Origin of the sequence: Streptomyces sp. NBC_01288 (assembly GCF_035982055.1) — a bacterium.
GTDB lineage: Bacteria > Actinomycetota > Actinomycetes > Streptomycetales > Streptomycetaceae > Streptomyces.
This window is the reverse complement of record NZ_CP108427.1, coordinates 9,403,373-9,428,563: the sequence shown is the minus strand read 5'-3', so window position 1 is coordinate 9,428,563 and position 25,191 is coordinate 9,403,373. Positions and strand designations below refer to the sequence as shown.

Annotated in this window: 18 protein-coding genes; 8 read left to right on the top strand and 10 right to left on the bottom strand. The window is 71.1% G+C overall.

All coding sequences use genetic code 11. The features are described from left to right. Positions 1 to 345: 345 nt before the first annotated feature. The 5 genes from ligA to OG194_RS42290 all read left to right on the top strand — a co-directional run bounded on the left by ligA (position 346) and on the right by OG194_RS42290 (position 7,529). Entirely contained in the window at positions 346 to 2,448 is a 2,103-nt protein-coding gene (ligA, locus tag OG194_RS42310; RefSeq protein WP_327406010.1) for an NAD-dependent DNA ligase LigA, read from the top strand. Between the two features lie 327 nt (positions 2,449 to 2,775). Beyond that, positions 2,776 to 3,324 carry a hypothetical protein gene (locus tag OG194_RS42305; protein ID WP_327406009.1) on the top strand — a complete coding sequence of 183 codons (549 nt, stop codon included), beginning with the start codon at positions 2,776 to 2,778 and terminating at the stop codon, positions 3,322 to 3,324. Positions 3,325 to 3,431: 107 nt separating this feature from the next. Beyond that, on the top strand, positions 3,432 to 4,292 hold the full coding sequence (locus OG194_RS42300; RefSeq protein WP_442811737.1) for a PaaX family transcriptional regulator: 861 nt from the start codon (positions 3,432 to 3,434) through the stop codon (positions 4,290 to 4,292). A gap of 187 nt (positions 4,293 to 4,479) precedes the next feature. Then, entirely contained in the window at positions 4,480 to 5,832 is a 1,353-nt protein-coding gene (locus OG194_RS42295) for an alpha/beta hydrolase (protein ID WP_327406007.1), read from the top strand. A gap of 89 nt (positions 5,833 to 5,921) precedes the next feature. Beyond that, complete coding sequence (locus tag OG194_RS42290; protein WP_327406006.1) at positions 5,922 to 7,529, top strand: MFS transporter; 1,608 nt, start codon at positions 5,922 to 5,924, stop codon at positions 7,527 to 7,529. Positions 7,530 to 7,555: 26 nt separating this feature from the next. On the opposite strand, the gene OG194_RS42285 is transcribed toward OG194_RS42290, so the two are convergent. Beyond that, positions 7,556 to 8,878, bottom strand: coding sequence for a DEAD/DEAH box helicase (locus OG194_RS42285; RefSeq protein WP_327406005.1), 1,323 nt, complete (start codon positions 8,876 to 8,878; stop codon positions 7,556 to 7,558). 254 nt (positions 8,879 to 9,132) lie between these two features. On the opposite strand from OG194_RS42285, the gene OG194_RS42280 reads away from it, so the two are divergent. Next, on the top strand, positions 9,133 to 10,329 hold the full coding sequence (locus tag OG194_RS42280; RefSeq protein WP_327406004.1) for a serine/threonine-protein kinase: 1,197 nt from the start codon (positions 9,133 to 9,135) through the stop codon (positions 10,327 to 10,329). Between the two features lie 2 nt (positions 10,330 to 10,331). Here OG194_RS42280 and OG194_RS42275 read toward each other — a convergent pair whose 3' ends face one another. The 6 genes from OG194_RS42275 to OG194_RS42250 all read right to left on the bottom strand — a co-directional run bounded on the left by OG194_RS42275 (position 10,332) and on the right by OG194_RS42250 (position 20,423). Then, positions 10,332 to 10,991: a hemerythrin domain-containing protein gene (locus OG194_RS42275; protein WP_327406003.1), complete on the bottom strand. Its 660-nt coding sequence runs from the start codon at positions 10,989 to 10,991 to the stop codon at positions 10,332 to 10,334. An 8-nt stretch (positions 10,992 to 10,999) separates the two neighbouring features. Next, positions 11,000 to 11,917, bottom strand: coding sequence for a TIGR03619 family F420-dependent LLM class oxidoreductase (locus tag OG194_RS42270; protein WP_327406002.1), 918 nt, complete (start codon positions 11,915 to 11,917; stop codon positions 11,000 to 11,002). A 114-nt stretch (positions 11,918 to 12,031) separates the two neighbouring features. Then, positions 12,032 to 14,680, bottom strand: coding sequence for an AfsR/SARP family transcriptional regulator (locus OG194_RS42265; RefSeq protein WP_327407387.1), 2,649 nt, complete (start codon positions 14,678 to 14,680; stop codon positions 12,032 to 12,034). 368 nt (positions 14,681 to 15,048) lie between these two features. Beyond that, positions 15,049 to 15,972, bottom strand: coding sequence for an SGNH/GDSL hydrolase family protein (locus OG194_RS42260; RefSeq protein WP_442811734.1), 924 nt, complete (start codon positions 15,970 to 15,972; stop codon positions 15,049 to 15,051). A gap of 127 nt (positions 15,973 to 16,099) precedes the next feature. Continuing rightward, positions 16,100 to 17,032: a catalase family peroxidase gene (locus OG194_RS42255; protein ID WP_327406001.1), complete on the bottom strand. Its 933-nt coding sequence runs from the start codon at positions 17,030 to 17,032 to the stop codon at positions 16,100 to 16,102. 127 nt (positions 17,033 to 17,159) lie between these two features. Next, on the bottom strand, positions 17,160 to 20,423 hold the full coding sequence (locus OG194_RS42250; protein ID WP_327406000.1) for an AfsR/SARP family transcriptional regulator: 3,264 nt from the start codon (positions 20,421 to 20,423) through the stop codon (positions 17,160 to 17,162). Between the two features lie 135 nt (positions 20,424 to 20,558). Here OG194_RS42250 and OG194_RS42245 point away from each other — a divergent pair, with 135 nt between their 5' ends. Both OG194_RS42245 and OG194_RS42240 read left to right on the top strand, forming a co-directional pair. Continuing rightward, positions 20,559 to 20,921: a winged helix-turn-helix transcriptional regulator gene (locus tag OG194_RS42245; protein WP_327405999.1), complete on the top strand. Its 363-nt coding sequence runs from the start codon at positions 20,559 to 20,561 to the stop codon at positions 20,919 to 20,921. A 169-nt stretch (positions 20,922 to 21,090) separates the two neighbouring features. Then, on the top strand, positions 21,091 to 22,128 hold the full coding sequence (locus OG194_RS42240) for a zinc-binding alcohol dehydrogenase family protein (RefSeq protein ID WP_327405998.1): 1,038 nt from the start codon (positions 21,091 to 21,093) through the stop codon (positions 22,126 to 22,128). Positions 22,129 to 22,621: 493 nt separating this feature from the next. Here the strand turns inward: OG194_RS42240 and OG194_RS42235 are convergent, their stop codons facing one another. The 3 genes from OG194_RS42235 to OG194_RS42225 all read right to left on the bottom strand — a co-directional run bounded on the left by OG194_RS42235 (position 22,622) and on the right by OG194_RS42225 (position 25,094). Continuing rightward, positions 22,622 to 23,191, bottom strand: a complete 570-nt coding sequence (locus tag OG194_RS42235) for a sigma-70 family RNA polymerase sigma factor (RefSeq protein WP_327405997.1) — start codon at positions 23,189 to 23,191, stop codon at positions 22,622 to 22,624. A 232-nt stretch (positions 23,192 to 23,423) separates the two neighbouring features. After that, on the bottom strand, positions 23,424 to 23,687 hold the full coding sequence (locus OG194_RS42230; protein ID WP_327405996.1) for a zf-HC2 domain-containing protein: 264 nt from the start codon (positions 23,685 to 23,687) through the stop codon (positions 23,424 to 23,426). A 6-nt stretch (positions 23,688 to 23,693) separates the two neighbouring features. Then, on the bottom strand, positions 23,694 to 25,094 hold the full coding sequence (locus tag OG194_RS42225) for an FAD-binding oxidoreductase (RefSeq protein ID WP_327405995.1): 1,401 nt from the start codon (positions 25,092 to 25,094) through the stop codon (positions 23,694 to 23,696). Positions 25,095 to 25,191 lie beyond the last annotated feature (97 nt).

Below are 25,191 nucleotides of genomic sequence, written 5' to 3'. Positions count from 1 at the left end.
CCGTCCGGGTCCTCAACAGCCGTGACAATCCTGACCCGTTCGGCCAGCCCAACCTACCTGGGACCGCAGAGCGACAAGATCGGCTTCATCGGCCGGGGGCTCGGCATCGGGGCGGACGGGACCGGCGGTACGGCGGACGACGTGGACGTCGGCTTCACCACCGACTCGTACACCCCGCAGGAGCCGTTCACCGGTTTCGAGGACACCCTGAACACGACCGCCTGGGCATACAGTCGCGGGCTCGGCCGAGCACCCGCACGAAGGCCTCCTCGCCCGTCCTCCCGTGGGCGGGCTAGGAGGCCGCGCCGCGTTCGGCCCGGGGCATTGTCAGTGGTGGGAGGCAGGATGGGAGTCATGACAACTCCTGCAGCTGTGATCGTGGACGCCGCCGCCTACGCGCAGGCGGTCGAGGACGCGGTGAAGGCGTCGGCCGCCTATTACGCCGCCGGTACCTCCGCGCTGGACGACGACTCCTACGACCGGCTGGTGCGCGGCATCGCCGCGTGGGAGGCCGAGAATCCCGACCAGGTGCTGCCCGACTCCCCCACCGGGAAGGTGGCCGGCGGCGCGGTGGAGGGCGATGTCCCGCACACGGTGGCGATGCTGAGCCTGGACAACGTGTTCTCCCCGGAGGAGTTCACCACCTGGACCGCGTCGGTGGCCCGAAGGATCGACCACGAGGTCACGCGGTTCAGCGTGGAGCCGAAGCTGGACGGCCTGGCGATCGCGGCCCGGTACACGCGCGGCAGACTCACCCGGCTCGTCACCCGGGGCGACGGCACGGCCGGGGAGGACGTCTCCCACGCGATCGGCACCATCGAGGGCCTGCCGCAGGAGCTGGCCGAGCCGGTCACCGTCGAGGTGCGCGGCGAAGTCCTCATGACCACCGCCCAGTTCGAGCACGGCAACGAGGTCCGCACCGCGCACGGCGGCCAGCCCTTCGCCAACCCGCGCGGCGCCTCCGCGGGCACCCTGCGCGCCAAGGAGCGCGCCTACACGGTGCCGATGACGTTCTTCGGCTACGGCCTGCTGCCCCTCCCGGACACCGAGGCCGACCTCGCGGCACGGCTGCCCGAGCTCGCGCACAGCGAGCTGATGACCCAGGCCGCCGCCTACGGGTTCAACACCACGGCCACCACCGCCGTGCCCGGCATCACCGCCGACACAGTGGAGGGGGTGCTGGCCCGGGTGCAGGAGATCGCCGCGCTGCGGGCCCAACTGCCGTTCGGGATCGACGGGATCGTCATCAAGGCCGACCTCGCCGCCGACCAGCGGGCCGCCGGGTCGGGCACGCGGGCCCCGCGCTGGGCGATCGCCTACAAGCTGCCCGCAGTGGAGAAGATCACTCGGCTGCTGGAGGTGGAGTGGAACGTGGGCCGCACCGGCATCATCGCCCCGCGCGCGGTCCTGGAGCCGGTCGAGATCGACGGCGCCACGATCACCTACGCCACGCTCCACAACCCGGGCGACATCACCCGCCGTGACCTGCGTCTGGGCGACCATGTCATGGTGCACCGCGCCGGTGACGTGATCCCGCGCATCGAGGCCCCGGTCGCGCATCTGCGCACCGGCGAGGAACAGCCGATCGTGTTCCCGGAGGTGTGCCCGCGCTGCGGTTCCGGCATCGACACCAGCGAGCTGCGCTGGCGCTGCGAACAGGGCCGTAACTGCCATCTGGTCGCCGCCCTCTCCTACGCCACGGGCCGCGACCAGCTCGACATCGAGGGCCTGGGCCACACCCGCGTCGTCCAGCTCGTCGACGCCGGTCTGGTCGCCGATCTCGCCGATCTGTTCGCCCTGACCCGGGAGCAGCTCCTGGGCCTGGAGCGGATGGGCGAGACCAGCACCGACAACCTCCTCGCCGCGATCGACACGGCCAAGGGGCAGCCCTTGTCCCGGGTGTTGTGCGCGCTCGGGGTGCGGGGCACCGGCCGCTCCATGTCCCGCCGTATCGCGCGCTACTTCGCGACCATGGACGAGATCCGTGCGGCCGACGCGGAGTCGATGCAGCGGGTCGACGGCATCGGCACCGAGAAGGCCCCGTCGATCGTCGCCGAACTCGTCGAACTCGCCCCGCTCATCGACAAACTGATCGCCGTCGGGGTCAACATGACGGAGCCCGGCGCGACCCCGCCCGCGCCCGTGACGGATGACGCGGTCGCCGACGGCACAGAGGCTGCGGCCACGACCGACGACGGTCCGCTGTCCGGGATGACGGTGGTCGTCACCGGCGCGATGACCGGCCCCCTGGAGAAGCTCAGCCGCAACCAGATGAACGAACTCGTCGAGCGCGCGGGCGGCCGTTCCTCCTCCAGCGTCTCCAAGAAGACCACCCTGGTCGTGGCCGGCGAGAACGCGGGGTCCAAGCGGGCCAAGGCCGAAACCCTCGGCATCCGTCTCGCCACGCCCGACGAGTTCGCGACCCTGATCGCCGACTACCTCAGCTGAAGCCTGCCGCACGGAGTGTTCCGCAGCTCACAGTCGCCGACGGGGTTCGAGCGGGAACAACTGGGCCGGGTCGCCCGTTCATATGTACGTGGCTGCGGAGGGGACAGTGTCCCCGGGCCTCACCTATAGCCCATGGGGACGATCGTCCGGCTGAAGCCCCATGGAGCCCCTCGCCGAGAGGCGACCGCCCTCCGCACGCCACCATGTACGGCCCCGGCTGGTCTCCCCCGTCCAGCCGGGGCCTTCTTTTCACTCCGAGGAGCGACCTCGCGCACTCCGCGACCGGGGCAGAATGGACGCCACACAGCCGCTGCGGATGGGGAGTTCATGGACACGCGTACGTTCGACGCGCTGACCGAGTCGATGAAGAGCGCGTACGTCGCGGGTCTCGGCGAGGGCGCCGTGCCCCGCCCGGTCATCATGCCGCTGGTGCGCGGCGAGCTGGTCGGCCTGATCTGGCTGCGCCCGGTCAAGTCCGGCGAGGACGCGCTCACGGCGATCGCGTCGCTGTCGAACATCGCCGCGGCGGCGAACGCCGACGAGATCGTGCTCGCCTGGGAGACCCAGGACGTGGCCACCACCTGCGAACTCCCCGCCGACGGCCCGTCCCCCTGCCTCAACATGGTGCACGCCACGAAGGACGGCCACACGCTGCACCAGTTCCCCTACACCGAGGACCCGTCCGCCGCCGAACCCCAGTGGCAGCCGGCCCCGGCTCCCCGGCCCGACGCCGAACTGGTACCGCCCGTCCAGGCAGCGGTCGACTACGCCTTCACCCCCCTCGAACTGGACCATCCGTCCCCGTTCGGCGTCACGGTCGTCCTGATGGAAGAGGACGGCTACAACCTGCGCCTGACCGAGGCGTTCGCCTTCTGAGTCGGCTGCTTCCCCGCTCCCGACCTTCGGCTAATCATCGATTGCCGTTAAAGAAACGACACACTTCACGGAACAGAGGCTCTGCACGCCCGCCCCGGGCCTACGCTGTGCCTGTGACCAGTGTTGACGTCGCCCCCGGACCCGCCGCCGAGAGCGGACCCGAGCCGCGCACCCAGTCCCTGATGCTGACCTTCTTCGGTGCTCATGTACTGGGGCGGCCCGTCGCCGTGTCGTCGGGCAGTGTGATCGCCGCTCTCGGGAGGGCGGGGAGCACCGAGGAGGCGGTGCGGACCACCCTGAACCGCATGGTCAAGCGCGATCTGCTGGAGCGGCGCCGCCAGGGCCGGAAGACGTATTTCGCGCTGACGCCGCACGCCGTGCAGGTGCTGACGGACGGCAGGGACCGCATCTGGCAGACCGGCGCGGTGAACCGGGACTGGGACGGGCGCTGGACGATGGTGGGCTTCTCGCTGCCCGAGGCGTGGAGCCGTGAGCGGCACGATCTGCGTTCCCGGCTGATCTGGGCGGGCTTCGGCCTGTTGCAGAACGGCCTGTGGGTGGCCCCGGCGCCGGTCGACGTCCGCGAGATGGTGGCGGGGCTCGGTCTGGAGCCGTATCTGCGGGTGTTCCGGGCGGAGGTGGAGTCGCCGACCGACGTCCGCGAGGTGCTGGAGCAGGCCTTCGACGTGCCGGCGATCGGCGCCCGGTACCGCGCCTTCCTGGACCGCTGGGACCGCACCGACCCCCTTCCCGCAGCGGCCTCCGGCGACGATCTCGCGGGTCAACTCCTGCTGCACACCGACTGGTTGGATCTCGTACGACGGGATCCGCATCTGCCCGCCGAGCACCTCCCCGGAGACTGGCCCGCCGCGCAGGCGGAGACCGTCTTCCGCGGCCTGGCCAGCCGCTGGGAGCGACCGGCGGCGCGCGCGGCCGTCCGGCTGCTCGACACCATGACCCTGGACTGATCCGCCCCAGCGGACCCCCTGGCGTCCGCACCCGGCCCCCGTGCGCCCACACGCGGATTCGCCTGCCTCATTATTGGTCACTCTCTTGACGGCCATGAAAAAAGAGCCCTACATTCGCACCGCTCTCCCAACGCGAACGTCCCGCACGCTCCCCCATCGGTCCGACTCGACTCGCGGAGCCGCCGTCATGTCCCGACCCCGTTTCTCGACCCTCGCCGCCGCCTGCGCGACCGCCCTCGCGACCGCTCTGATCGGTCCGGCGACCGGCGCCCAGGCCGCCACCGCCGGGCACTACACCGGCACGCTGACCGACGGTGCCACCTGGATCGCGGACACGCCCGAGCAGTGGAACGGCACCCTGCTGCTGTTCAGCCACGGCTTCGGCCCGACCACCGCCGCCGACGCGCCCTCGCCCGCCGCGAGCCAGGCCCTGCTGGACGCCGGTTACGCGCTCGCCGGGTCCTCCTACGACCCCAACGGCTCGATGTGGGCGCTCGATTCGGCCGAGCGGGACCAGTTCGCCACGCTCACCGCCTTCCGCCGACAGGTCGGCACACCGAACCGGGTCATCTCGGTGGGCCAGTCGATGGGCGGACTCGTCAACGCCCAGATCGCCCGGGACGGCGCGGGCCGCGTCGACGGTGCGCTCGGCCTGTGCGGCCTGGTCGCGGGCGGGGTCGATCTGGACAACTACCAGCTGGACGCCGAGTACACCCTGGCCACGTTCTTCGACCCCGCCGACGCCGACGACCTGGTGAACCTCGACAGCCTGGCCGACGGTGCCGCCCTCGCCTCCCGGCTCACGACGGCCGTGGAGACGGCGCAGCAGACCCCGGCGGGCCGCGCCCGGATCGCGCTGGCCGCCGCCTATCTCAATCTGGCCGACTGGGCCCCCGGCCAACTGCCGCCCGCACACGGTGACTTCGCGGGCCAGGAGCAGCAGCAGTACGCCTGGCTGGCCCAGGGCCTGCTCTCGTTCATCATCCCCGCGCGCTGGTCCGTGGAGCAGTCCGCCGGCGGCAACACGTCCTGGAACAAGGGTGTCGACTACGCCGGGCTGCTGCGCGGGTCCGCGCACGTCAAGCAGGTCGAGGCGCTCTACCGTGACGCGGGCCTCGACCTGCGTACCGACCTGAACCGGCTCACCCGCGGCGCGGACATCACCGCCGACCCGGCCGCGGTCGCCCACCTGAAGCGGACCTCGACCGCCGGACAGGGACTGGCCGTTCCGCTGCTGGACCTCCACACCACCGCCGACCAACTGGTGCCCGTGGAACAGGAGTCGGCCTTCGCCGGGCGGGTGCGCGCGGCCGGCGACTCCCCACTCCTGCGCCAGGCCTACGTGTCCCGCCAGAGCCACTGCAACTTCACCACCGCCGAAGTGGTCGCCGGTCTGCACGCCGTGGAACACCGGCTCGACACCCGGCACTGGGGCGACGCCACCACGGCCGCCCAACTCCAGCGCAGTGCCGACGAGTTGGGGCTCGACGGCGCCGCCTTCACCGACTACCGGCCGAGCCGTCTGACCGGTACCCGCTGATCCCGCAGCGTTCTCACCCCGGCTCTTCCCAACCCTCCCCGGCCCTCTCCCCGTCCCCAGCCCGCGCGCCCCAGGAGCCCTCCGTGTCAATGACGACCGCACCCTCCACCAGGACCGCAGCCACCGGTCCCGGTCTGACCACCGGCACCCTGGTCGCCGGTCTCCTCGCCGTCTGCCTCGCCCAGATCGGCCTGGCCATACCGGCCACGCTCAACGGGTTGTTCCAGTCCGACCTGCATCCGGTCGGCTCCCAACTCACCTGGATCTCCGACGCGTTCCTGCTCCCGGTCGCCGTGCTGGAGCTGACCTTCGGCCTGCTCGGCGATCTCTTCGGCCGCAAGCGGCTGCTGGTCGGCGGCGCCGCGCTGCTGGCCGTGGGCGAGTTGACCAGTGCCACCGCCTCCGGAGTCCACCAACTCTGGGCCGGGCAGGCCCTGGCGGGCCTCGGCGCCGCCGCCCTGTTCCCGACCTCGCTGGCCATCCTGGCCGCCGGCACCACCTCACCCGCGCAGCGCGCCCGGGTCATCGCGATGTGGGCGGCCCTGCTCTCCACCGGCGGTTTCCTCGCCCCGCTGCTCGGCGGCGTCACCGCCACCTACGGCTCCTGGCGCTGGTCCTTCGTCGTGGTCACCGCCGTCGCCGTGGTGAGCGTCGCGGTCAGCGCCCTGTTCGTCGTCAACTCCAGTGCGCCGGAGGGCCGTTCACTCGACATAGCGGGCCAGGTGACCATCGGTCTGGGCCTGTTCGCTCTGCTCTACGCCATCATCCAGGGCCCGACGGACGGCTGGGCCTCGCCCTCCATCGTCATCGCCTTCGTCCTGGCGGCCGTGTTCCTCGCCGCCTTCGTCCTGGCCGAGAAGCGCGCCAAGTCCCCGCTCCTGCGCCTGGATCTGTTCAGCAACCGTGCCTTCGCGGTGGCCTCGATCGTGGCCGTGGTGGGCATGTTCGCCTTCCTGGGCACCGCCTACTCCGTCAGCATCCGGCTCGGCCCGGTGCAGGACCAGGCCCCGATGCGGACGGGCCTGGCGTTCGTCCTGCTCAACGGCATCACGCTGGCGATGCTGCCCGTGACCGAACGACTGCTGCGAGCGGTCGCACCGGGTCTCCTGCTGGGCTCGGGGCTGCTGCTGATCGCGGCGGGCGACTACCTGGCGGCCACGCTGCCGATCACCGACACCGCCTTCACCTCGCTGATCGTGCCGCTCGGTCTGGTCGGCCTGGGCTTCTCGGTCACCGTCACCTCGATCACCGCGACGGCCGTCAACACCGTGCCGACCCACCTGGCCGGCATGGCCAGCGCCACCACCAACCTGCTCCGGGACTTCGGTTTCACCCTCGGCCCTGCCGTCATCGGCGCCGTCGCCCTCAGCCGCGCGGCCAGCAGCTTCTCCGACTCCCTGCACGGCTCCGCGCTGCCGTCGGCGCTGAAGGGCGCGGGCACGGCCGTACTGGAAGAAGGCGGTCCGCTCGCGGTGAACGGTGCCTCGGCGGCCTCGCCGAAGCTGGCCGACCTGCATCCGCTCGCCCTGGACGCCCTCGGCCACGGCTACTCGATCGGCTTCGTGGTCTGCGGTACGGCGGCGCTGTGCTCGGCGCTGCTGGCTCTGGTCACGCTCCGGGGCCGTGCCACTCCCGATGGCGGCACGGCCTCACAGGGCGATGTCGCCGCACGTGACGTCTCCGCGCAGGAGTCGTAGGCCGGCAGAGGCGAACTCCCCGCGGGTCAGCGGCTCTTGCGGACCCTCGCCGCCGCGCGGGCCTCCGCCGCCTTGCGGGCCTCGGCGGTCTTCCGGGTCTCCTTGCCGGCCCGGCCGGGGCGGGTGCCCATGCCACGGAAAGGAGCGTTGCCGGTGCTGGTCTTCGTCTCGGTCGGCGGGCGCTTGGCGCCGGTGATGGCGGTCAGCTTCTCCTCGCCGGAGCGGACCTGGGTGACGGTCGGGCGGATACCGGCGTCGGACATCATCCGGTTCACGTCGCGCCGCTGGTTGGGGGTGACCAGGGTGACCACGCTCCCGGACTCGCCTGCGCGCGCCGTACGCCCGCTGCGGTGCAGGTAGTCCTTTGCGTCGGCGGGCGGGTCCACGTTGACGACGAGGTCGAGGGCCTCGATGTGGATGCCCCGCGCGGCGACGTTGGTGGCGACCAGCACGGTGATCTCGCCGTCCTTGAACTGGCCGAGGGTGTGCGTGCGTTGGGGCTGCGACTTACCGCTGTGCAGGGCGGACGCGCGTACGCCGCTGGCCCGCAGATGGCGGGTGAACTGGTCGACAGCGGCCTTGGTGTCGAGGAACATCAGCACCCGGCCGTCGCGCGCGGCGATCTCGGTCGCCGTCGCGTACTTGTCGGCGGCGTGGATGTTCAGCACATGGTGTTCCATCGTCGTGACCGAGCCCGACGCCCGGTCGACCGACGCGTGCACCGGGTCGTGCAGGTGGTCCTTGACCAGCTGGTCGACGTCGCGGTCGAGCGTGGCCGAGAAGAGCAGCCGCTGTCCGTCGTCAGGGATCTGCCCCAGGAGCTCCGAGACCTGCGGCAGGAACCCCAGGTCGCACATCTGGTCCGCCTCGTCCAGCACGGTGATCCGTACGTGGTTCAGGACGCAGTCCCGGCGCGACACCAGGTCGGTCAGCCGGCCCGGCGTCGCGACGAGCACCTCGACACCGGTACGCAGCATCGCCTGTTGCCGGTTGATCGACAGCCCGCCGACCACCGTCCCCAGCCGCACGCCCATCGTCCGCGCGTACGGCTCCAGCGCGTCGCCGACCTGCTGCGCGAGCTCCCGGGTCGGCACCAGGACCAGAGCGAGGGGTCGCTTGGATTCCGCGCGGCTTCCTGCGAGCCGCACCAGCAGCGCCAGCCCGAAAGCGAGCGTCTTGCCCGAACCGGTCCGTGCCCGGCCGAGCACATCGCGCCCGGCCAGCGCGTCGGGCAGCGTCGCCGCCTGGATCGGGAACGGCTCCGTCACCCCGAGGCCGGTCATCGTCCCGACCAGTTCGGGCGGCAGTCCGAGCGCGCCGAAGGAAGCGGCCGGCGGCTTCGCGTTCATGGGGAACCTTCCTCAGTCCTGTGCCCGCAACGGCGCCGGGGCCCGTACCCCTCGGTACGGGCCCCGGCGGCGTCGAAGCGTGCCCCCATTTTACCAGCGCGCCTCCGGCCCGCCCGCCGTAGCGAGGCATGTGCGGGATCGCGGTCGGTGACCGTCTCTCCGCCAGTAGGCTGTGACAGCTGCGCCACCCCACCAACACCCCTTCCCTCAAAGGGACATGGCGTGCAGCAGTCGAGTCGTTCCACTGCGTGAGGATGAAGCAACAGGTGCTGATAGCGGGCCGGTACCGGCTGAACACCACCATCGGACGCGGCGCGATGGGCGAGGTCTGGCAGGCGTACGACGAGATGGGCGGCCGCCCGGTGGCCGTCAAGCTCCTGCACTCCCAGAACTCCGAGCCCACCGCCACCGCCCGCTTCCGTCTGGAGGCCCAGACCGCGGGCCGGCTCAGCCACCCCCATGTGGTCGGCGTCCTCGACTTCGGCGAGCAGGAGGGCCGGCTGTACCTGGTGATGGAGCTGGTCGAGGGGGACAGCCTCTCCCATGTGCTCGCCCAGGCGGGATCGCTGCCGGCCGAGCACGTGGCCCACATCGCCGCCCAGTCGGCCGCGGGGCTCAGCGCGGCGCATGACCAGGGCATCGTGCACCGGGACATCAAGCCCGGCAACCTTCTCCTCGGCGCCGACGGGTCCGTGAAGATCGCCGACTTCGGCATCGCGCACTTCATGAACGACCCGAGCGGCGCGCTCACCGCGACCGGCCAGATCGTCGGGACCAGCCTGTACATCGCCCCCGAGCGCGCCCTCGGCCAGTCTGCCGGCCCACCGTCCGACGTCTACTCGCTCGGCTGCGTGCTCTACCAACTCCTCACCGGGCAACCGCCGTTCCGCGCCGGCAGCGCCATCGCCGTCCTGCATCACCACCTCGACACGCCCCCCGTACCCCCACGGGAACTCGGCGTCGGCCTCCCGCCCGCCTTCGAGAACTATTTACTCGGACTCCTGGCCAAGCTCCCCGAGGACCGTCCTACGGCGCGCCAGGTGGCCGAATGGTTCGCCTCCGGTGCCTGGAGAGGGCGTTCCGAGCCCCTCCCGGCAGCCGCGTCGCGCCCCGAGCCGAAGCCGAACGTGACCGCCTGGGAGGCGCCCGCCGCGAAGCCCCGGACGAACGCGGCTCCCGGCTCCGGCTCCGGCCCTGGCTCGGTGACCACGTACGCCTTCCCGTCCGCCACCGGTGGCAGCACCGCTCCGGCCCACCGGACCCGGCGCCGGCAGCGCACGGGAGGCCGCGGCGTCGCCGTACGCCGGTCGAAGACGGCAGGCACGGTCGCCGCCGTGCTGGTCTTCCTCGGGGCGCTGCTGATCGGGTTGGCCTGGTTCTCCCCCGACCACAGCTCGGCGGACACATCACCGACGGACCCGCCCAGCAACACGAGCCCCGCCACGCCGTAGGCTCACGCCCCGTGCAGGCGGGCCTCCCAACGGGCGTGCGAGCGGCGGCCGGTCAGGCGCCACAGGACGCGGGCGGGCAGTGGTGCCTTGGTGAGGATCGCCCGCTGCTCTTCGGGAGTGGCCACCGCCATCAACGCGCTGAAGGCGCGCAGCAGATGCTTCTTCTCCAGCTTCGCCAGGCTGATCTCGCCGAGTTCCTCCCACTCGGCGACGGTCAGATGTTCGGCGGCCAGCGGGAGGACGATGTTCTCCTCCTCGTCCATGTGCGCGATCAACACCGAGCCCAGTTCGGCGAGTTGGGCCGCCACCTGTTCACAGAGGGACGGCCGGGGATCGGCGGCCAGCGTGTCCAGCTCCCCCCTCACCCGCGTGACCAGATCTTCGAGCCGGTGGTGCTGTTCCTCCATGCGCGTGATCGCCTCGGCGTGCGGTGTCGTCCGTTCCGCGAGCCGGGGCCAGAGGAATTCGTCCTCGCTGACGTGGTGGGCTTCCAGACCCATCAGCATGAACCGCACAGCGTCTACGACCAGTTGGGCCCGCGCGGTGTCGCCGGGCCGCAGTCCGCGCACCAACTCCGGCAGTTCCGCGCAGGATTGGCGGAAGGTGCGATGCACCACCACCATGTCGTGGACATCCGGCTTCGAGATGACTACGTCAGACACGGTGCTCCCTAGCCCTTGCTCAGCTGGTCGTGAAAACGGTGTGCCAGGTCCGTCAGCTCGTCCGCGTTCCGCGCGGTCTGCTGGAGGTCGATGAGCACCTCGTCGGCCCCGGCGGCATGGGCCGCGAGCAGGTAGTCCGAGACCTGTACGACCGTTCCGCGGTGCGGGACGGCGTCGCTCGGTGCAGCCTCGGCGGTCACCACGGGGTTCACCCGGACCACGGTGCGCAGGGCGTCGGGGTCACGGCCGTTGGCCTCCGCGATCTGGCGGATCTGGCTGATGACGTAGGCGAGTTGGGGCACCGGGAGTGCCACGCCGGCCCAGCCGTCCGCGCGCCGGCCGATGCGTTCCAGCGTGGCCGGGGTGAAGCCGCCCAGGAGGACCGGCGGCCGGGGGCGCTGTACGGGGAGCGTCCCGATGTGCGCGCTCGGGATCGTCCACAGGGTGCCCTTGTGCTCGGCCGACGCACCGGACCAGACGTGATCCAGGACGTCCAGGATCTCTTCCAGGCGGGCCCCGCGTCCCCGCCACGGGACGCCGATGGCCTCGTACTCGTCGGACGACCAGCCGAGCCCGAACCCGATGTCGAGCCGTCCCCCGCTGAGGATGTCGACGGATGTCAGTGAACGGGCCAGCAGGAGCGGGGAGTAGAAGGGCGCGTTCAGCGTGCTGGTGCCCAGGCGCAGCCGTCGGGTGGCGTGCGCCAGGAAGGACAGGGTGGCGATGGGGTCCAGGAAGGTGCGGTACTCCTCCGGTACGGGACCGCCGCCGGGGTAGGGGTCGCGGGGCTGTGTCGGCACCAGGGCCCGGTCGCCCACCCAGAGGCTGTCGTAGCCGATCGCTTCGACAGCGGAGGCGAACCCGGAGATCGTGGCGGGGTCGGTGAACGACCCGTACTGGGGGGAGCCCAGGCCGATTTTGAGCATGTCTGTCACCTGTTCGAGGAGTTCTGCGGTCGTTCTCGGCTCACCGTGCGGGACACGGATCGACGCTCGATCAACGGCGCGTGAACGCGGGACCGGTTCGGCGGGCGGACAGCCTCAGCGCTTCGCCGCTTCCCGCCGCAGGCGGTCGCTCACCTCGTACACATGCCGGGCGGCGGCGATGTTCACCTCGGCCCGGTCCGAGCTCAGTGCGGTGAACAGGCGGGCCACCTCCTGGAGGAAGTAGGCGGGGCTGTTCGGATCGTCCTCCGCGCCGGCGACCGTCTCCGACTCGGCGAAATACGTGAAGGCCTCCGAGATCCGCCCCCGGTCCACCAGGACGACCGACAGCAGCCGGGCCGCCATGAACAACGTCAGCGGGTCGGCGCCGTCGCGCAGCCGTCGGATCGCCTCGCGCAGATCGGTCTCCGCCGCTGTGAGATCACCGCGGATGAAGGCGAGCCAGGCCCGAACGTGCCGGATCTGCGCCTTCAGCGCCGGGTCGTCGCACCGTTCGGCCGTCGCGACCGCCTGGTCCGTGATGTGCTCCAACTCCCGCTGATGCGCGGGCCCGGCGAAGAGCCCGCTCGACGCGATCACCGACAGCGCGGCGACGACGATCGTCGAGGCGTCGGGGATGTCGCGCAGCACCCGGGCGAACACCGAGACCAGCAGCGCGTGTTCGGCCAGCAGCCAGGTGTGCGCCGCCTCTGCGTCGGCGAACCGCAGCCCGGGCAGCGGCACCGAGAAGAGATGGATGCTGAGCGAACCGGCCCGCTCGGTCGCGCTCATGGCCTGGAGCAGGGTGGCGTGGAGGAACATCGTCAGCCGCACCAGCGCCGCCTCGCGGTCAGCGACGGGGTCCTCGCGATCGGCGCGCCGGGCGGCGAACGCCCGTACCAGATCGTGGAATCGGTAGCGGTCGGCCGAATGCGGTTCGAGCAGCCCGGCCTCCACCAGGTGCTCCAGTTGCTCCTCGGTCTCGTGTTCCGGCCGGTCGAGCAGGACCGCCGCGACGGCGACCGGGAAGTCGGCGGCGTCGAGCAGCGCGCACAGGCGCATCGCCCGGGCCCGGTCGGGGGCGAGTGCCCGGTAGCCGACCTGGAAGGTGGCCTCCACCGACAGGTCTCCGGCCCGCAGCTCGTCGAGCCGGCGTTCCTCGGCGCGCAGGCGTTGCAGCTGCGCGCCGAGCCCGCGTCCGGGACGAGCCGCCGTACGGGCACCGATGATGCGCAGCGCCAACGGCAACTGCCCGCAGGCGTGCACCAGTTCCAGCGCGAGTTCCGGTGCGGCGGCGATCTCGGCATCGCCGGTGAACCGGCCCAGCATGGCCACCGCCTCCCGCTGATCGGGCACCGGTACCTCGAAACGCGTCGCGCCCGGCGGTACGAGCGACCGGTGCCGGGTCGTGATCAGCGCGGCGTTGCCCGGTGTGCCGGGAAGCAGCGGGGTCACCTGGGCGGTGTCGGACGCGTTGTCCAGCAGCACCAGGATCCGACGGTCGGCGGTCAGGGTGCGATAGGCGCCGGCACGCGCGGTGGGCGTCGCGGGGATCCCGGCGGCGGGCACGCCGAGTGCGAGGAGGAAGTCGACCAACACGTCCGCGGGGTCGGCGGGTTGGCCGCCGTCGCCCCGGAGGTCCACATAGAGCTGCCCGTCCGGATAGTCGCCGCGGATGCCGTGGGCGACGCGCAACGCGAGGGCGGTCTTCCCCACGCCGCCGATCCCGCTGAGCACCGCCAGCGCGACGGCTTCCCCGCTGGGCCGCAAGGCGAGCCTGAGCCTCTCCAGCAACCGCTCCCGACCGACGAAGTCGCCGGGTGCCGGGGGGAGTTGCTGCGGGCGGACGCGGGCCGGGGCCTCCTCGATCCGCGCGGTCGCCGACGGCTCCGCTTCGGGGGCGGCGGAGGCTGTGGCATCGGTCGATGCCGTAGGGGCCGTAGGACCGGTGGGGGCAGTGGCACCGAACGACGGCGCTGCGCCGACGAGTTGCTCCTCGGGAAGCGGTTCGATGACGTCGGGCTCGGTGCCGCTGAGGATACGGGTCTGCACCTCACGCAGCTCCGGCCCCGGATCCATGCCCAGTTCGGCCACCAGGGTCTCGCGGGCCGAGGCGTAGACCGCCAGGGCCTCCGCCGTCCGCCCGGCGCGGTACAGCGCGCGCATGCGCAGCGCGTACAGGTCCTCACGGAGCGGATGGTCGGCGATCAGGGAGATCAGTTCGGTCGCGACGCGCGCGTGGTCGCCCAGTTCGCCGGCGCAACTCAGCTGCGCCACCTGGGCGTTGAGCCGTAGGTCGACGAAGCGTCCGCGATGTCGGCGGGCGTAGGGGCCGGGTACGCCGGACAGCGGCTCCCCCGACCACAGCGCGAGCGCGGCGTCGAACGCGCGCAGGGCGGGGGCGATGTGCCGTGCGGCGCGCAGTTCCTCGCCGTCGCGGACCAGCCGCTCGAAGCGCAGGGCGTCAACGGCCTGTTCCGGAATGCCGAGTCGGTATCCGCCCTGAGTGGTTTCGAGTCGCGATCGCTCCTCGCCCAGTGCGAGGCGGATGCGGTAGACGTACGTCTGCACCGAGCGCACCGCGTTGCCGGGCGGCTCTTCCCACAGGGCGTCGATGAGGTGGTCGAGGCCGCACTGGCGGCCTTCGCCGAGCAGCAGCCGGACCAGAACCGCACGCTGCAACGGGCTGCCGAGATCCAGCACCCGCCCGCCGTGCCGACCGCTCAATGGCCCCAGCAGCCCGAATTCGTACCCGTCCAACGCCATTGCCACTTGACGGATTCTAGTGGCCGAACAAAACGGAAGTCGTACCGGCGCCGCTCGTGACCATGCCCGCCCGGGGATCCGGAAAGCCGAATCCAGGGCGGGCTGTGGTTATGGCTGCTCGTGCTGCACGAGGGGCACGGGTCAGCCGCGGCGCAGCATCATGACGACAGCGACGATGACAATGATGACGACGACGGTACCGAGACCTATGTACACGGGTTTCTCTTTCCCTCGGGGAGCGGCACCCCTGGGTGCCGCAGAAAGCCGAGTACCCCCGACAAAGCCTTTCAGCCCACTGCGGCACCATGATGGGGAAAGCCTCGGAAATCGAGCCGGTGCCCCCGTTCCCCTCAGGTCGTCGGCTCAGGTCATCGGCGGTGCGCGGCGCAGCGGAGGGCGCGTTCCACCGTGGCGGCCATGGCCTGCTGGCCCTGGGCGTTGGGGTGGGCGGGCGCGGTCGGAGCCGGGGCGACCAGGGGTTCGATCCAGCGCTCGCCGGCCGGCTCGCACATGTCGTGTCCGACCGTCGGGGTGTAGGTGTCGACGTAGCGCGCGCCGTTCGCCGCCGCCTGGTCCGCGATCATCGCGTTGAGCTTCTTCTCGGTGTCGCGCAGATAGGCGAAGTCACCGGCGGCGAGCGGTACGGCGGAGCTGGTGCAGCCGACCCCGTCGTCCGGGAACAGGTCGGGATAGCCGACCACCAGGACCTTGGCGTGCGGAGCCCGCTGCCGTACGGCGTCCAGCGCGGCGGCGATCTTGGGGGCGATGTCGTCGACGCGCTGGGCCAGCCGGTCGGTGCCGTCGCTCGTGAAGAAGGTCCGGCACGGGTTGCCCGTCGGGTCCTTCGACGTCAGTCCGGCGCAGGTGGCCAGGTTGCCGGAGAAGCCGAGGTCGTTGCCGCCGATGGTCAGGGTGACCACGTCCGTGTCCGCGCCGAGTGCGTCCAGCTGCGGCGGTCGCGAACCCTGGGGTCCGGCCAGGGCGGTTGTGGTCGCGCCCGAGCAACTGACGTCGGTCAACTGCCAGTTCCTCGCTGCCGCGAGGAGGGACGGGTAGTTCTGGTCGGACCGGGCGCATGTGGCGTCGACCTGGGTCGGGATGCCGGGGCCGGAGGCGTAGGAGTCGCCCAGCGCGACGTAGCTGACGGTGGTGCGCGCGGTGGGTATCGAGGCGGCGCTCGCCGCTGTCGCTCCCGCGGCGGAGAGGGCCATCGCGCAACACGCCACCGTGGCGCCTCGGAACAGGCCTCGCCGGCCCGGAGTTCCCTTGGTCTGTTCGCTGTTCAAGTCCATCCATTCGTCGGGCCCCCGGAGCGCTCGTCGAGTCGCTCGGCCAACAGGCTCCAGGTGCGCGGGCGTTGTGCTGGCGTGACGTCAAACGGCCGGCGCACCAAGGAGGTTCACCGTTGGGGGCGGTGCCCTACTGGTTGTGGCTGCGCCGGAGGTGGGACTCGGCGTAGGCGTGGGCCCGGAAGGCGAGGACGGGGTCGTCGGAGAGCTGGATGCCGCTGGTGACGCGGGTGGGGTTGAACGCCTGCGTGTTCCCGGGGTCCTGGTCGTCGGCGGGTGCGGTGATCTCCAGCCGCCCGGCGGTGAACTCCTTGCGGTGCTCGGGCCAGACGGTGCTGGGGTCGTGGGTGGGGTCGTCGGGTTCGGCGAGCTGGATCCGCAGGTCGAACGCCACCGGTGCGTGTTCCAGGCGCTGGTGCAGTTCGTCGGTGAGGTAGTGGGCGGTTCGGGTGGCCGCGTCCGCGGCGGTGAGTTCGGCGCGTCCGGCCTCCGGTTCCCAGCGGTACCGCACGGGCCGCCTCGCGCCGTCCGCGTCGACCCAGATGAAGGCGTGGATGGTCCAGTAGGCGGCGGAGGCATAGCTGACGGGTACGGGCGGCTGCTGCGCCACGGCTTCCGCCAGGTGCGAATGAGCGCCGACGAACGCGTGCACCCGGGCCAGGTCGGGCTGTCGGGTCACGGGGTCGCGGCGCAGGGCCTCGGTCAGCTCCAGGAACTCCCTGGGCGTCGAGGCGACGAACCGGGGGACGCTGAGGGCGACGAGGTCGGTGTCACCGCCGTCGTGCAGGTGGAAGCGGACGGCCATGCCCCGGGTCACCGGGGCGGTGTCGGGCGTGTGCGGATCCCCCTCGGAGTTCGAGAACCGTACGGTCGCCGGAACCGGCCGCGACTGGAGATGCGCGGCCGTGGTCAGCGCGGCCGCGGCCCCACTGGGAGTGAAGGTGGCCCGGAAACCGGCCCCCCGGGCACTGGACCGGCGGTATCCGGGATGCCTCCCGCTCATCCGCTCCATGCTGTCGACGACCCGGACAGCCAGGGTCTGATCTGCGGAACTGCTTGACATGTCATTCCTTAGGAGACGAACCGATCACGGGACCGTTGCGGTCTACGAGCCGTTCCGGGACCAGGTTCACTCGTCGCCGGGATCAGTTGCCACGATCGAGAACAGCAGGGGAGCGGGACGCAGCGGATCAGCGGTGCCGACCGGGGCCGTTCAGCACGCCGGTGAAACCGGCAAGCAGGGAAGGGTTGTTGGAGAGCCAGGCCCGCACATGCTCCATCCCGACCGCGCCGCTCGGACCGGACTTGAAGTAGGCGTCCAGCTTGTCCAGCAGGGCGCCCACCGCCCGGCGCGCCAGCGGCTCACGCACCCGGTCGAGCGCCTCGCCCGCGCGGTCCATCCACAGCCGCGCGTCGCCTGCCGCCGAGGGGGTGGGTGCGCCGAACGTCGTCACCGCCACCAGGCCTACGGCAGCCATCGCCCTGCGGTCGAGCGGTGCCGTAGGGCTGTCCCAGACGCCGGCGAAGATCGTCCGCGCGTCCGAGAAGCGACCGCCGTAGAACGCCAGTGTTCCGCGCAGGATGGCCGCCGCGGATCGGAGGTCGTCCGCGCTGAGTTCGTCGGCGAGGCGAACCACCTCCGAGAGCCGGTTCTCGGCCGTGTCGACCGCGCCCTCCGCGATGTCGAGGCACACGATCCTGAGGGCGGCGTACGCGTACTGACCGCGCGCGCCGATGGAACGGAGGATGCGTGCCGCCTCGGTCCAGTGCGCGCGGGCGCGGTCGCGGAGGCCGGCGCTCTCGTCCGCGTCGCCGCGGAGCGTGAGGGTGCACGCCCTGGCGAAGTCGTCGCCGGAGGCTGTCGCGGCCTCGACGGCGGCCCGGCCGTGGCTGCGGGCGCCGTCGATGTCGCCGGCCTGGAGGCAGTACGTCGTCCAGTTGGTCAGGAGGATCGCCCGGTCCCAGTGGAACTCGGTGCCGGCGACGCCTTGTTCGGCCCGTACGAAGAGTTCCGCCACGTCGTCCTGCCCGGTCAGCATGGCGTGGAGCGGCTCGTAACAGGGGCCCAGGACCGCGAGGTCGGGGTTCTTCGCCCGGCGCCAGGCCGCCTTGAACCGGTCGACGAAGTAGCCGCCCTCCGCGTACCGACCGACGACGTGGTTGAGCCAGACGAGCCACGCGAGGGCGTAGAAGAGTGCCCGCTCGGCCTCCTCCGTGGGCTCCGCGGCAGCCCCGTCATGGGCCCGCACGCTGCGCTGGAGACGGTCGATGCCTTCTTCCTCACGGCCACTGATGATCCAGTAACTGCCGCGCCGTGCTTCCAGCGACAACGCCTGAGCCGTTCTCGACCGGGTCATCATGAGGTCCGAGGCGGCCCTGACGTTGGCGGATTCCGCGGTGTGCCGCCGTATCAACTCCCCTGGGTCGTCGGGCGCGTTGGCGTCGGTGCTGTCGTGGACGAAACGCAGGGCCCAGGCCATGAAGCGCTCCTCCGCCTCGGCGGCCCTTCCTTCGGCCCGGAGCCGGTCCAACGCGTATTCGCGGACCGTCTCCAGCATCCGCAGCCGACTCCCCTCGGGGGTCGAGACGGTGAACAGGAGGGACTTGTCGACCAGTTGGGCCAGCACCTGGAGGATCTCGTGGCGGTCCGCCTCGGGCAGGCAGACCGCCGTCTCCGCCAACTCGACGGAACAGCCGCCGACATACAGGGCGAGTTCGGTCAACACCCGCTGCTCGGTGGTGTCCAGGAGGGCGTAGCTCCAGTCGAGGACGGCACGCAGGGTGCGGTGCCGGGCGGGAGCGGTCCGCTTTCCCTTGGCCAGTAGGGCGAAGCGGTTGTCGAGACGGAGTTCGATCTCGCGTACCGGCAGCAACCGCACGTGCGCGGCGGCGAGTTCGACCGCGAGCGGCAGTCCGTCGAGTCGGCGGCAGAGCGAGCGGATGTCGTGCATCGCGGTCTCGTCCGCGGTGAAGGACGGGTCGATCATGAGGGCGCGGGCGCTGAACAGGTCCGCGGCCTCACCGTCGGGCATCGGTGTCAGGGGATTGAGCGTCTCGCCCGCAACTGCCAACGGGGCTCTGCTGGTTGCGAGGACGGTAAGTGCGGGACACCGGCCGAGCAGGACCGCCACGAGCGGGGCGACCGCGTCGAGCAGGTGCTCACAGTTGTCGAGCACGAGCATCGCCCGACGTCCGGCCAGGAACGACGTGAGCCGGTGCACATAGTCGTGCGGCGGCTGGTCCGGCCGGACCGACGCGTCCGACAGCCCCAGGGCTCCGGCGATCGCCGCGAGGACACCCGCCCCGTCGGCCGCCGCCAGATCGACCCACCACACACCGTCGTGCGACGGCTGCATCAGCACGCACACCTCAAGCGCGAGGCGCGTCTTCCCGACACCGCCGGGTCCTACGACGGTCACCAGCCGTTCGCGGTCGAGGGCCGCGCGCAGCCCGTCGAGTTCCTCGGCGCGGCCGACGAACGGGCCGAGCGGGTGGTCGGGACCGCCTTCGCCGGGCGTCGGGCGCGAAGCCGGACGATCTGCCGGGTGGGAAGCGCGACGATCTGCCGGCTGGGAATCCGGACGATCCGAGGACAGTCGTACAGAATCCGCGGTCACCGTCCCGGGACGCGGCTCGCCCGCCAGTCGCGCGTCGTGCGCGGACAGCCGTACGGAGTCGGCCGTCGGCGTCCCGGGGCGCGGATCGCCTGCCAGCATCGCGTCGTGCAGGGAACGCAGTTCGGGGGAAGGGTCGGCGCCCAGTTCGGACCTCAGGAGTCTGCGGCCCGTTTCGTACACGTCCAGTGCTTCGGCGTGACGCCCGCAGCGGTGGAGCGCGAGCATCAGTCGTGCCCGGGACCGTTCCCGCAGAGGTGCGGCGGACACAAGTGCCGTGAGTTCGGGGACCAGTTCGGCCGCGCGGCCGAGTTCAAGACCCGCGACGCTCGCGTCCTCCTGTGCGCTCAGGCGCAGTTCCTCAAGGCGCAGGCGCTCGGCGTCGAAGACCCGGCCCTTCAGGTCGTCCAGGGCGCGGCCTCGCCACAGGGCAAGTCCCTGCCGTAGAACGTCCTCGGCCTGGCGGTACGCCCCCGCCGCCAGGTGTTCGCGGCCCTCGCGGAGCGTCGCCTCGAAACGGACCGTGTCGAGTTCGTCCTCCGGCGCCGGCACGAACCGGTATCCGCCGTACTGCGACCGCACGCGCCCGTCCCGGCCCCGGGTCGCGAGCGCCGCGCGGAGTTTCGTCACCTGGACCTGGAGGGCGTTGACCGGGTCCTTCGCCTCGCGGTCCTCCCACAGTTCGTCGATGAGGGTGTCGCGGTGGACGACCGCTCCCCCGGCGAGCAGCAGCCGGGCGACGATCGCGCGGGAGAGGGCGCCCGGAAGAGCGACGGCACCGCTCCCGTCGGCCAGCTCCAGGCGGCCGAGCAGTCGGAGGTGCAGGGCGTCGTCGTTCATGTGTCAGCCTTCATCGGCGGTTCCGATGCCCGAAACCTGGATTCCCAACCTGGATTCCGAGCATGCCCATGACCGTACGAGGCAGGCGGTGGTTACCCGCAAGGGATACTAGTACCCATTGGGTACTGTTGGCGCATGACCAAGACATCAGGCCTCTGCGAGGACCCCAAGAGCGTCTACTCCGCGGCCTGCCCCTGCCGCGACATGCTGGACCTGCTCGCCAACAAGTGGAGCGCCCTCGCACTGGGCGCCCTGGAGGACGGACCCCAGCGCTTCGGCGCACTGCGCGGCCGGTTGCAGGGCGTGAGCCCCAAGGTCCTCACCCAGACCCTGCGCCGCCTGGAGGACTACGGCCTGATCGACCGGGAGATCTACGCGGAGGTCCCGCCCCGCGTCGAGTACAGCCTGACCCCGCTCGGCAAGGACGCCTGCGCCCCGCTCTCCCATCTGCGCAGCTGGGTGGAGCAGAACATCGACCGGTTCCCGGAGTCCGCCTGACCTGACGACGCCTGCCCTGACGACACGCGGGGCTCCTCGCAGCCGTTCTACCTGGATGGTTTCTTTTGGGAAGCAGGATCCCTTGATGGTTACTACCTCCCGATAGGTACCTTGCGGGTCGTGGCCGCCGGTCCTCGTCGGCCCACCGCACGAGTCGAGGAGATCCATGATGAGTGAGACCCGGAAGTCGGCGACGATGCCCGCCGTCGCGTATCGCAAGAGCCTGCCGATCGACGACGCCGAGAGCCTGGTGGACGTCGAACTGCCCGTGCCCGAGCCGGGTCCCCACGATCTGCTGGTCCAGGTGGAGGCCGTCGCGGTCAACCCCGTCGACTACAAGGTCCGGCAGAGCAACGACCCGGGCGGAGAACTCAAGGTGCTCGGCTGGGACGCCGCCGGTACGGTCGTCGCGGTCGGTGAGCAGGTGGAGTTGTTCGAGGTCGGCGACGAGGTCTTCTACGCCGGCGCGATCGACCGGCCGGGCACCAACTCCCGTTTCCACACGGTCGACGAGCGCATCGTCGGCCGTAAGCCCAGCACGCTCTCCTTCGCCGAGGCGGCGGCGCTGCCGCTGACCTCCCTCACCGCGTGGGAGGGGTTGTTCGAACGCCTCGGTCTGCGCGAGGGCGCCGCGGAGGAGACCGGCACGCTGCTGGTGACCGCGGCGGCGGGCGGTGTAGGAGCCATGGTGGCTCAACTGGCCCGGGCCCTCACCGGTTTGACCGTGATCGGCACCGCCTCCCGGCCGGAGACCGTCGCGTTCGCACGGCGTATGGGCGTGACACATGTGGTCGACCACCATCGTCCGCTGCCGGCACAGGTGGCCGAGGTGGCACCCGGCGGGGTCGACCACATCTTCGGCACCGCCGGTACGGACCGGAACCTCGCCGCGTACGCCGACATGCTCAAGCCGCTCGGCGGGCTCGTCGCCATCGACGACTTCGGTCCCGTGGAGATCGGCCTGCTGAAGGCGAAGAGCATCTCCTTCCACTGGGAACTCATGTTCACGCGCTCCCTGTTCAAGACTCCGGACCAGGTGACGCAGCACCACATCCTCGACCGGATCTCCCGACTCGTGGACGAGGGCGCCCTGCGGACCACGGCCACGCGGGATCTCGGCACGATCAACGCCGCGAACCTCCGCGAGGCGCATCGCATCCTGGAGTCCGGCAGCGCCATCGGCAAGGTGACGCTCACCGGATTCTGAGTCTGCTGTGAACCTCCTCCTTCGCCGCCCCGTTTACAGAGCGGATCCCCGTTTACGGAGCCGATCCTCGTTTGGAGGGCGGATGAAGACCAGGCCTTCTCGTAGCCACAGAAAGGTGACGGGCATGCAATTGATGAGGTTCACGCAGGAGCAGAGAATAGGCCATCTGCTCAGCTGGGCACATGAATGGAACGGAACCAGGCGAGGGCGAAGTATGTGGGCGTACTCCCTGAGCCTGGGGGGTTCTCACGCCCTTCTGAACGATTGGGTCAACAACGAACGGCTGATGAATCGCCTCACTCCGGAAGAGAGGAGTGCGGTGGAGGAAGCGCGTCGGCGGGCGACTCAACGCGAGACCGCCGCGGATCGAGTGGCTCGGTAGCCAGCGGTACTCGTACGTCATTCACCGCATGAGAAAGGGAGCGCCGAGGCTGTCGGCGCTCCCTCTCCGCATTCAGGGCGGGCGAAACCCTCCTTCAGCGCCGCCGACCGCTCACGCGGTGTACCCCCGCTCGGCCAACGCGGCCCGGAGAGCCCTGAGGGCAAGGTGCGTCCGGGACTTGACCGTGCCCGGCGGTATGCCCAGCGTCTCCGCCGTCCGGGCCACCGACTGGTCCAGGAACTCGACGTGGACGAGGATCTCGCGGTGCTGCAACGTCAGGTCCGCCAAGGCCTCGCGCACGATCTTCCTGGTGAGGGCCGGGTCCATGGGCTCCGGGCCGGGCATGTCGTTCAGGGCGGTGTCGATCGTCTCCGGCGGTCGGGCCTTGCGGGCGCGGTAGCCGTCGATGACGAGGTTGCGGACGACCGTGACGAGCCACGGCCGTATGCCCTCCGCCTCGGGATCGAGGATGTCGGCGTTCTGCCAGGCGCGCAGGACGGCCTCCTGGACCAGGTCCTGGGCCTGATGGCTGTCGCCCCAGAGCAGTCCGGTGGTCACCCTCAGCAGGAACACACCGTGTTTGTCGTAGACGGCGCGGATGAACGCCTCGTCGCGCGCCCGGTCACGGGTGCCGCCGGTTCGGCCGGGCCGTGCGTCCCGGATTCCTGTGTCGTACCTCATTGCCACGTTCCCCCGATGCGCCGTGGGTGGATGCACGGCACGCCAATTCGTTGAAGGCTGAACGGGGCAACCTTCGGGGGGACCTCTTGCCGGCGGCTTGATGTGCGCTTGCCTGGCCCACGTGTGCGAGGACAGGCTCGGGAAAGCTGCGGGAAAGGCGCGGGAAAGGGCGCCGCCACCGAGCACGCGGACGCGCTCTACGGGCGGGCGGGAGCCGGTGTGCCGGGGATGCTCAGGAGCCGGTCACCCCCGGGATCTCCGCCAAGGCCGCGCGGACCGCCGCTTCCCGCAGTTCGGGGAGTTTGCCGGACCAGTTGCCCAGCATCTCCTCTACGGGCAGCGCCCGGGCGGCGGCGAGGGTGGTGCGGAGCCCGTCCACGTCGGCAGCGCACGCCGGGCACTCCCGTACATGGCCGTCGACGCGTACCGCGTCCGCGGGATCGAGGGCCGCCAGGGCGTACGCGGCCAGTTCGGGCATGTCCTGCTCGCAGTTCACCTCAGGTCACCGCTGTTCCGGAGCGACGTTGTGGTTGTTGACCCGGAACAGGTTGCGCGGGTCGTAGTGCCTCTTCAGGACCCGCAGCCGTGCCAGGTCGTCGGCGGTGAACACGTCCTCCGCCCCGTCGTCACGGCCCGCGAAGTTCGTGTACGCGAGCCCCGTGGCCCAGGGGCGCAGTCGCTCGACCATCCCGCCGAGCATGGCCATTCCGGCGTCGACGACCTCCGGCGGTCCGACGGTCGCTCCCCACACGTTGAACTCGGCGTCCCGGGCCGCGATGGGGCTCGCCGCGATCGGCCGATCCGCCAGCGCCCCGCCGAGATGCCTGATCTCCAGGACCGTGAGGAGTCCGCCGGCCGCCAACTGGGCGCTCTCGACAAGGGAGTCGAGTGCCTCGGTCGGCAACTCGGCCAGAAGGGCGCCCTGTTCCTCGTACGGGAAAGGGTCGGCCGGGTCCGTGTGCACGAGGGCGAAAGCGCCGTAGGGATGACGGCCGATCGTGTCGATGACGCCGTCGCCGATGGCCCGGAAGGGCGCGATGAGCTTCTCGGCCTCCTCGTCGGAGCCGAGGTGGGTGACCCGGACGTGAGCGAGGAAGCGGCCGCGCAGCGGTTCCGGAATCTCCGGTACCGACGGGAAGTTGAGCAGCGCCAGCGAGCAGGTGAAGGCGTCGGGGGCGTCGCGGACCACCTCGGGGAAGGCGCGCAGCACGGCCTCGACGTCGTCGGCGGGGAAGTAGATTCCGCCGCCGTAGAAGGAGGTTACGGGGAAGAGCCGGATCTCCAGCTCGGTCACGATCCCGAAGTTGCTGCGTCCGCCGCGCAGGCCCCAGAACAGTTCCGGTTCCAACTCCGGTGAGACGCGGCGCAGTTGACCGTCCGGTGTGACGACCTCGATCGCGACGACGTGGTCGGCGGCCCAGCCGTAGGACCGGCCCAGGAACGGGCTGAGGCCGCCGCCGAGGGTGAAGCCCACGACTCCGACCAGCGGGCTGGACCCGTTCAGCGGCGCCAGCCCCTCCGCCTGGGCGGGCTCCACGACGTCCGACCAGAGCGCGCCCGCACCCACCCGGGCCACACCACGCTCGGTGTCGATCTCGACCGTACGCATCGCCCGCGTCGTGACGAGCAGGAAGTCCTCCGCGGCGGGGAACGGCTGGTGCCCGGTGGCCATGACCCCGACGGGCAGGTCACGCGCCGCCGCGAAACCCACCGCGGCCCGCACATCGTCGGCCCCGGCTGCCGCGACGACCAGGCAAGGCCCCTGCCGCGAGCGCAGGTTGAAGCCCGCGACCGCTCCCGCGTAGCCCGCGTCGTCCGGGGCGAACACGAATCCCTCGATCCGGTCGGCCAGTTCGGCGACGGTGTCCTCTCCGAGAACGATCCGCCCCTGGTACTCGGTCATGGTGCTGTGCCTTTCGTCGGAGAACCGGCCCTGTCCGACGGTCACTTGGCACAGCGAGGGACACGGCTCCACGACGCGACGCAAGGCGACACGGCGG

Excerpts from the sequence above, each read along its gene's own strand:
- ligA (WP_327406010.1), top strand. The coding sequence starts at position 346 with ATGGGAGTCATGACAACTCCTGCAGCTGTGATCGTGGACGCCGCCGCC.
- OG194_RS42305 (WP_327406009.1), top strand. The coding sequence starts at position 2,776 with ATGGACACGCGTACGTTCGACGCGCTGACCGAGTCGATGAAGAGCGCG.
- OG194_RS42295 (WP_327406007.1), top strand. The coding sequence starts at position 4,480 with ATGTCCCGACCCCGTTTCTCGACCCTCGCCGCCGCCTGCGCGACCGCC.
- OG194_RS42290 (WP_327406006.1), top strand. The coding sequence starts at position 5,922 with ATGACGACCGCACCCTCCACCAGGACCGCAGCCACCGGTCCCGGTCTG.
- OG194_RS42285 (WP_327406005.1), bottom strand. The coding sequence starts at position 8,878 with ATGAACGCGAAGCCGCCGGCCGCTTCCTTCGGCGCGCTCGGACTGCCG.
- OG194_RS42280 (WP_327406004.1), top strand. The coding sequence starts at position 9,133 with ATGAAGCAACAGGTGCTGATAGCGGGCCGGTACCGGCTGAACACCACC.
- OG194_RS42270 (WP_327406002.1), bottom strand. The coding sequence starts at position 11,917 with ATGCTCAAAATCGGCCTGGGCTCCCCCCAGTACGGGTCGTTCACCGAC.
- OG194_RS42265 (WP_327407387.1), bottom strand. The coding sequence starts at position 14,680 with ATGGCGTTGGACGGGTACGAATTCGGGCTGCTGGGGCCATTGAGCGGT.
- OG194_RS42260 (WP_442811734.1), bottom strand. The coding sequence starts at position 15,972 with ATGGACTTGAACAGCGAACAGACCAAGGGAACTCCGGGCCGGCGAGGC.
- OG194_RS42255 (WP_327406001.1), bottom strand. The coding sequence starts at position 17,032 with ATGTCAAGCAGTTCCGCAGATCAGACCCTGGCTGTCCGGGTCGTCGAC.
- OG194_RS42250 (WP_327406000.1), bottom strand. The coding sequence starts at position 20,423 with ATGAACGACGACGCCCTGCACCTCCGACTGCTCGGCCGCCTGGAGCTG.
- OG194_RS42245 (WP_327405999.1), top strand. The coding sequence starts at position 20,559 with ATGACCAAGACATCAGGCCTCTGCGAGGACCCCAAGAGCGTCTACTCC.
- OG194_RS42240 (WP_327405998.1), top strand. The coding sequence starts at position 21,091 with ATGAGTGAGACCCGGAAGTCGGCGACGATGCCCGCCGTCGCGTATCGC.
- OG194_RS42235 (WP_327405997.1), bottom strand. The coding sequence starts at position 23,191 with ATGAGGTACGACACAGGAATCCGGGACGCACGGCCCGGCCGAACCGGC.
- OG194_RS42225 (WP_327405995.1), bottom strand. The coding sequence starts at position 25,094 with ATGACCGAGTACCAGGGGCGGATCGTTCTCGGAGAGGACACCGTCGCC.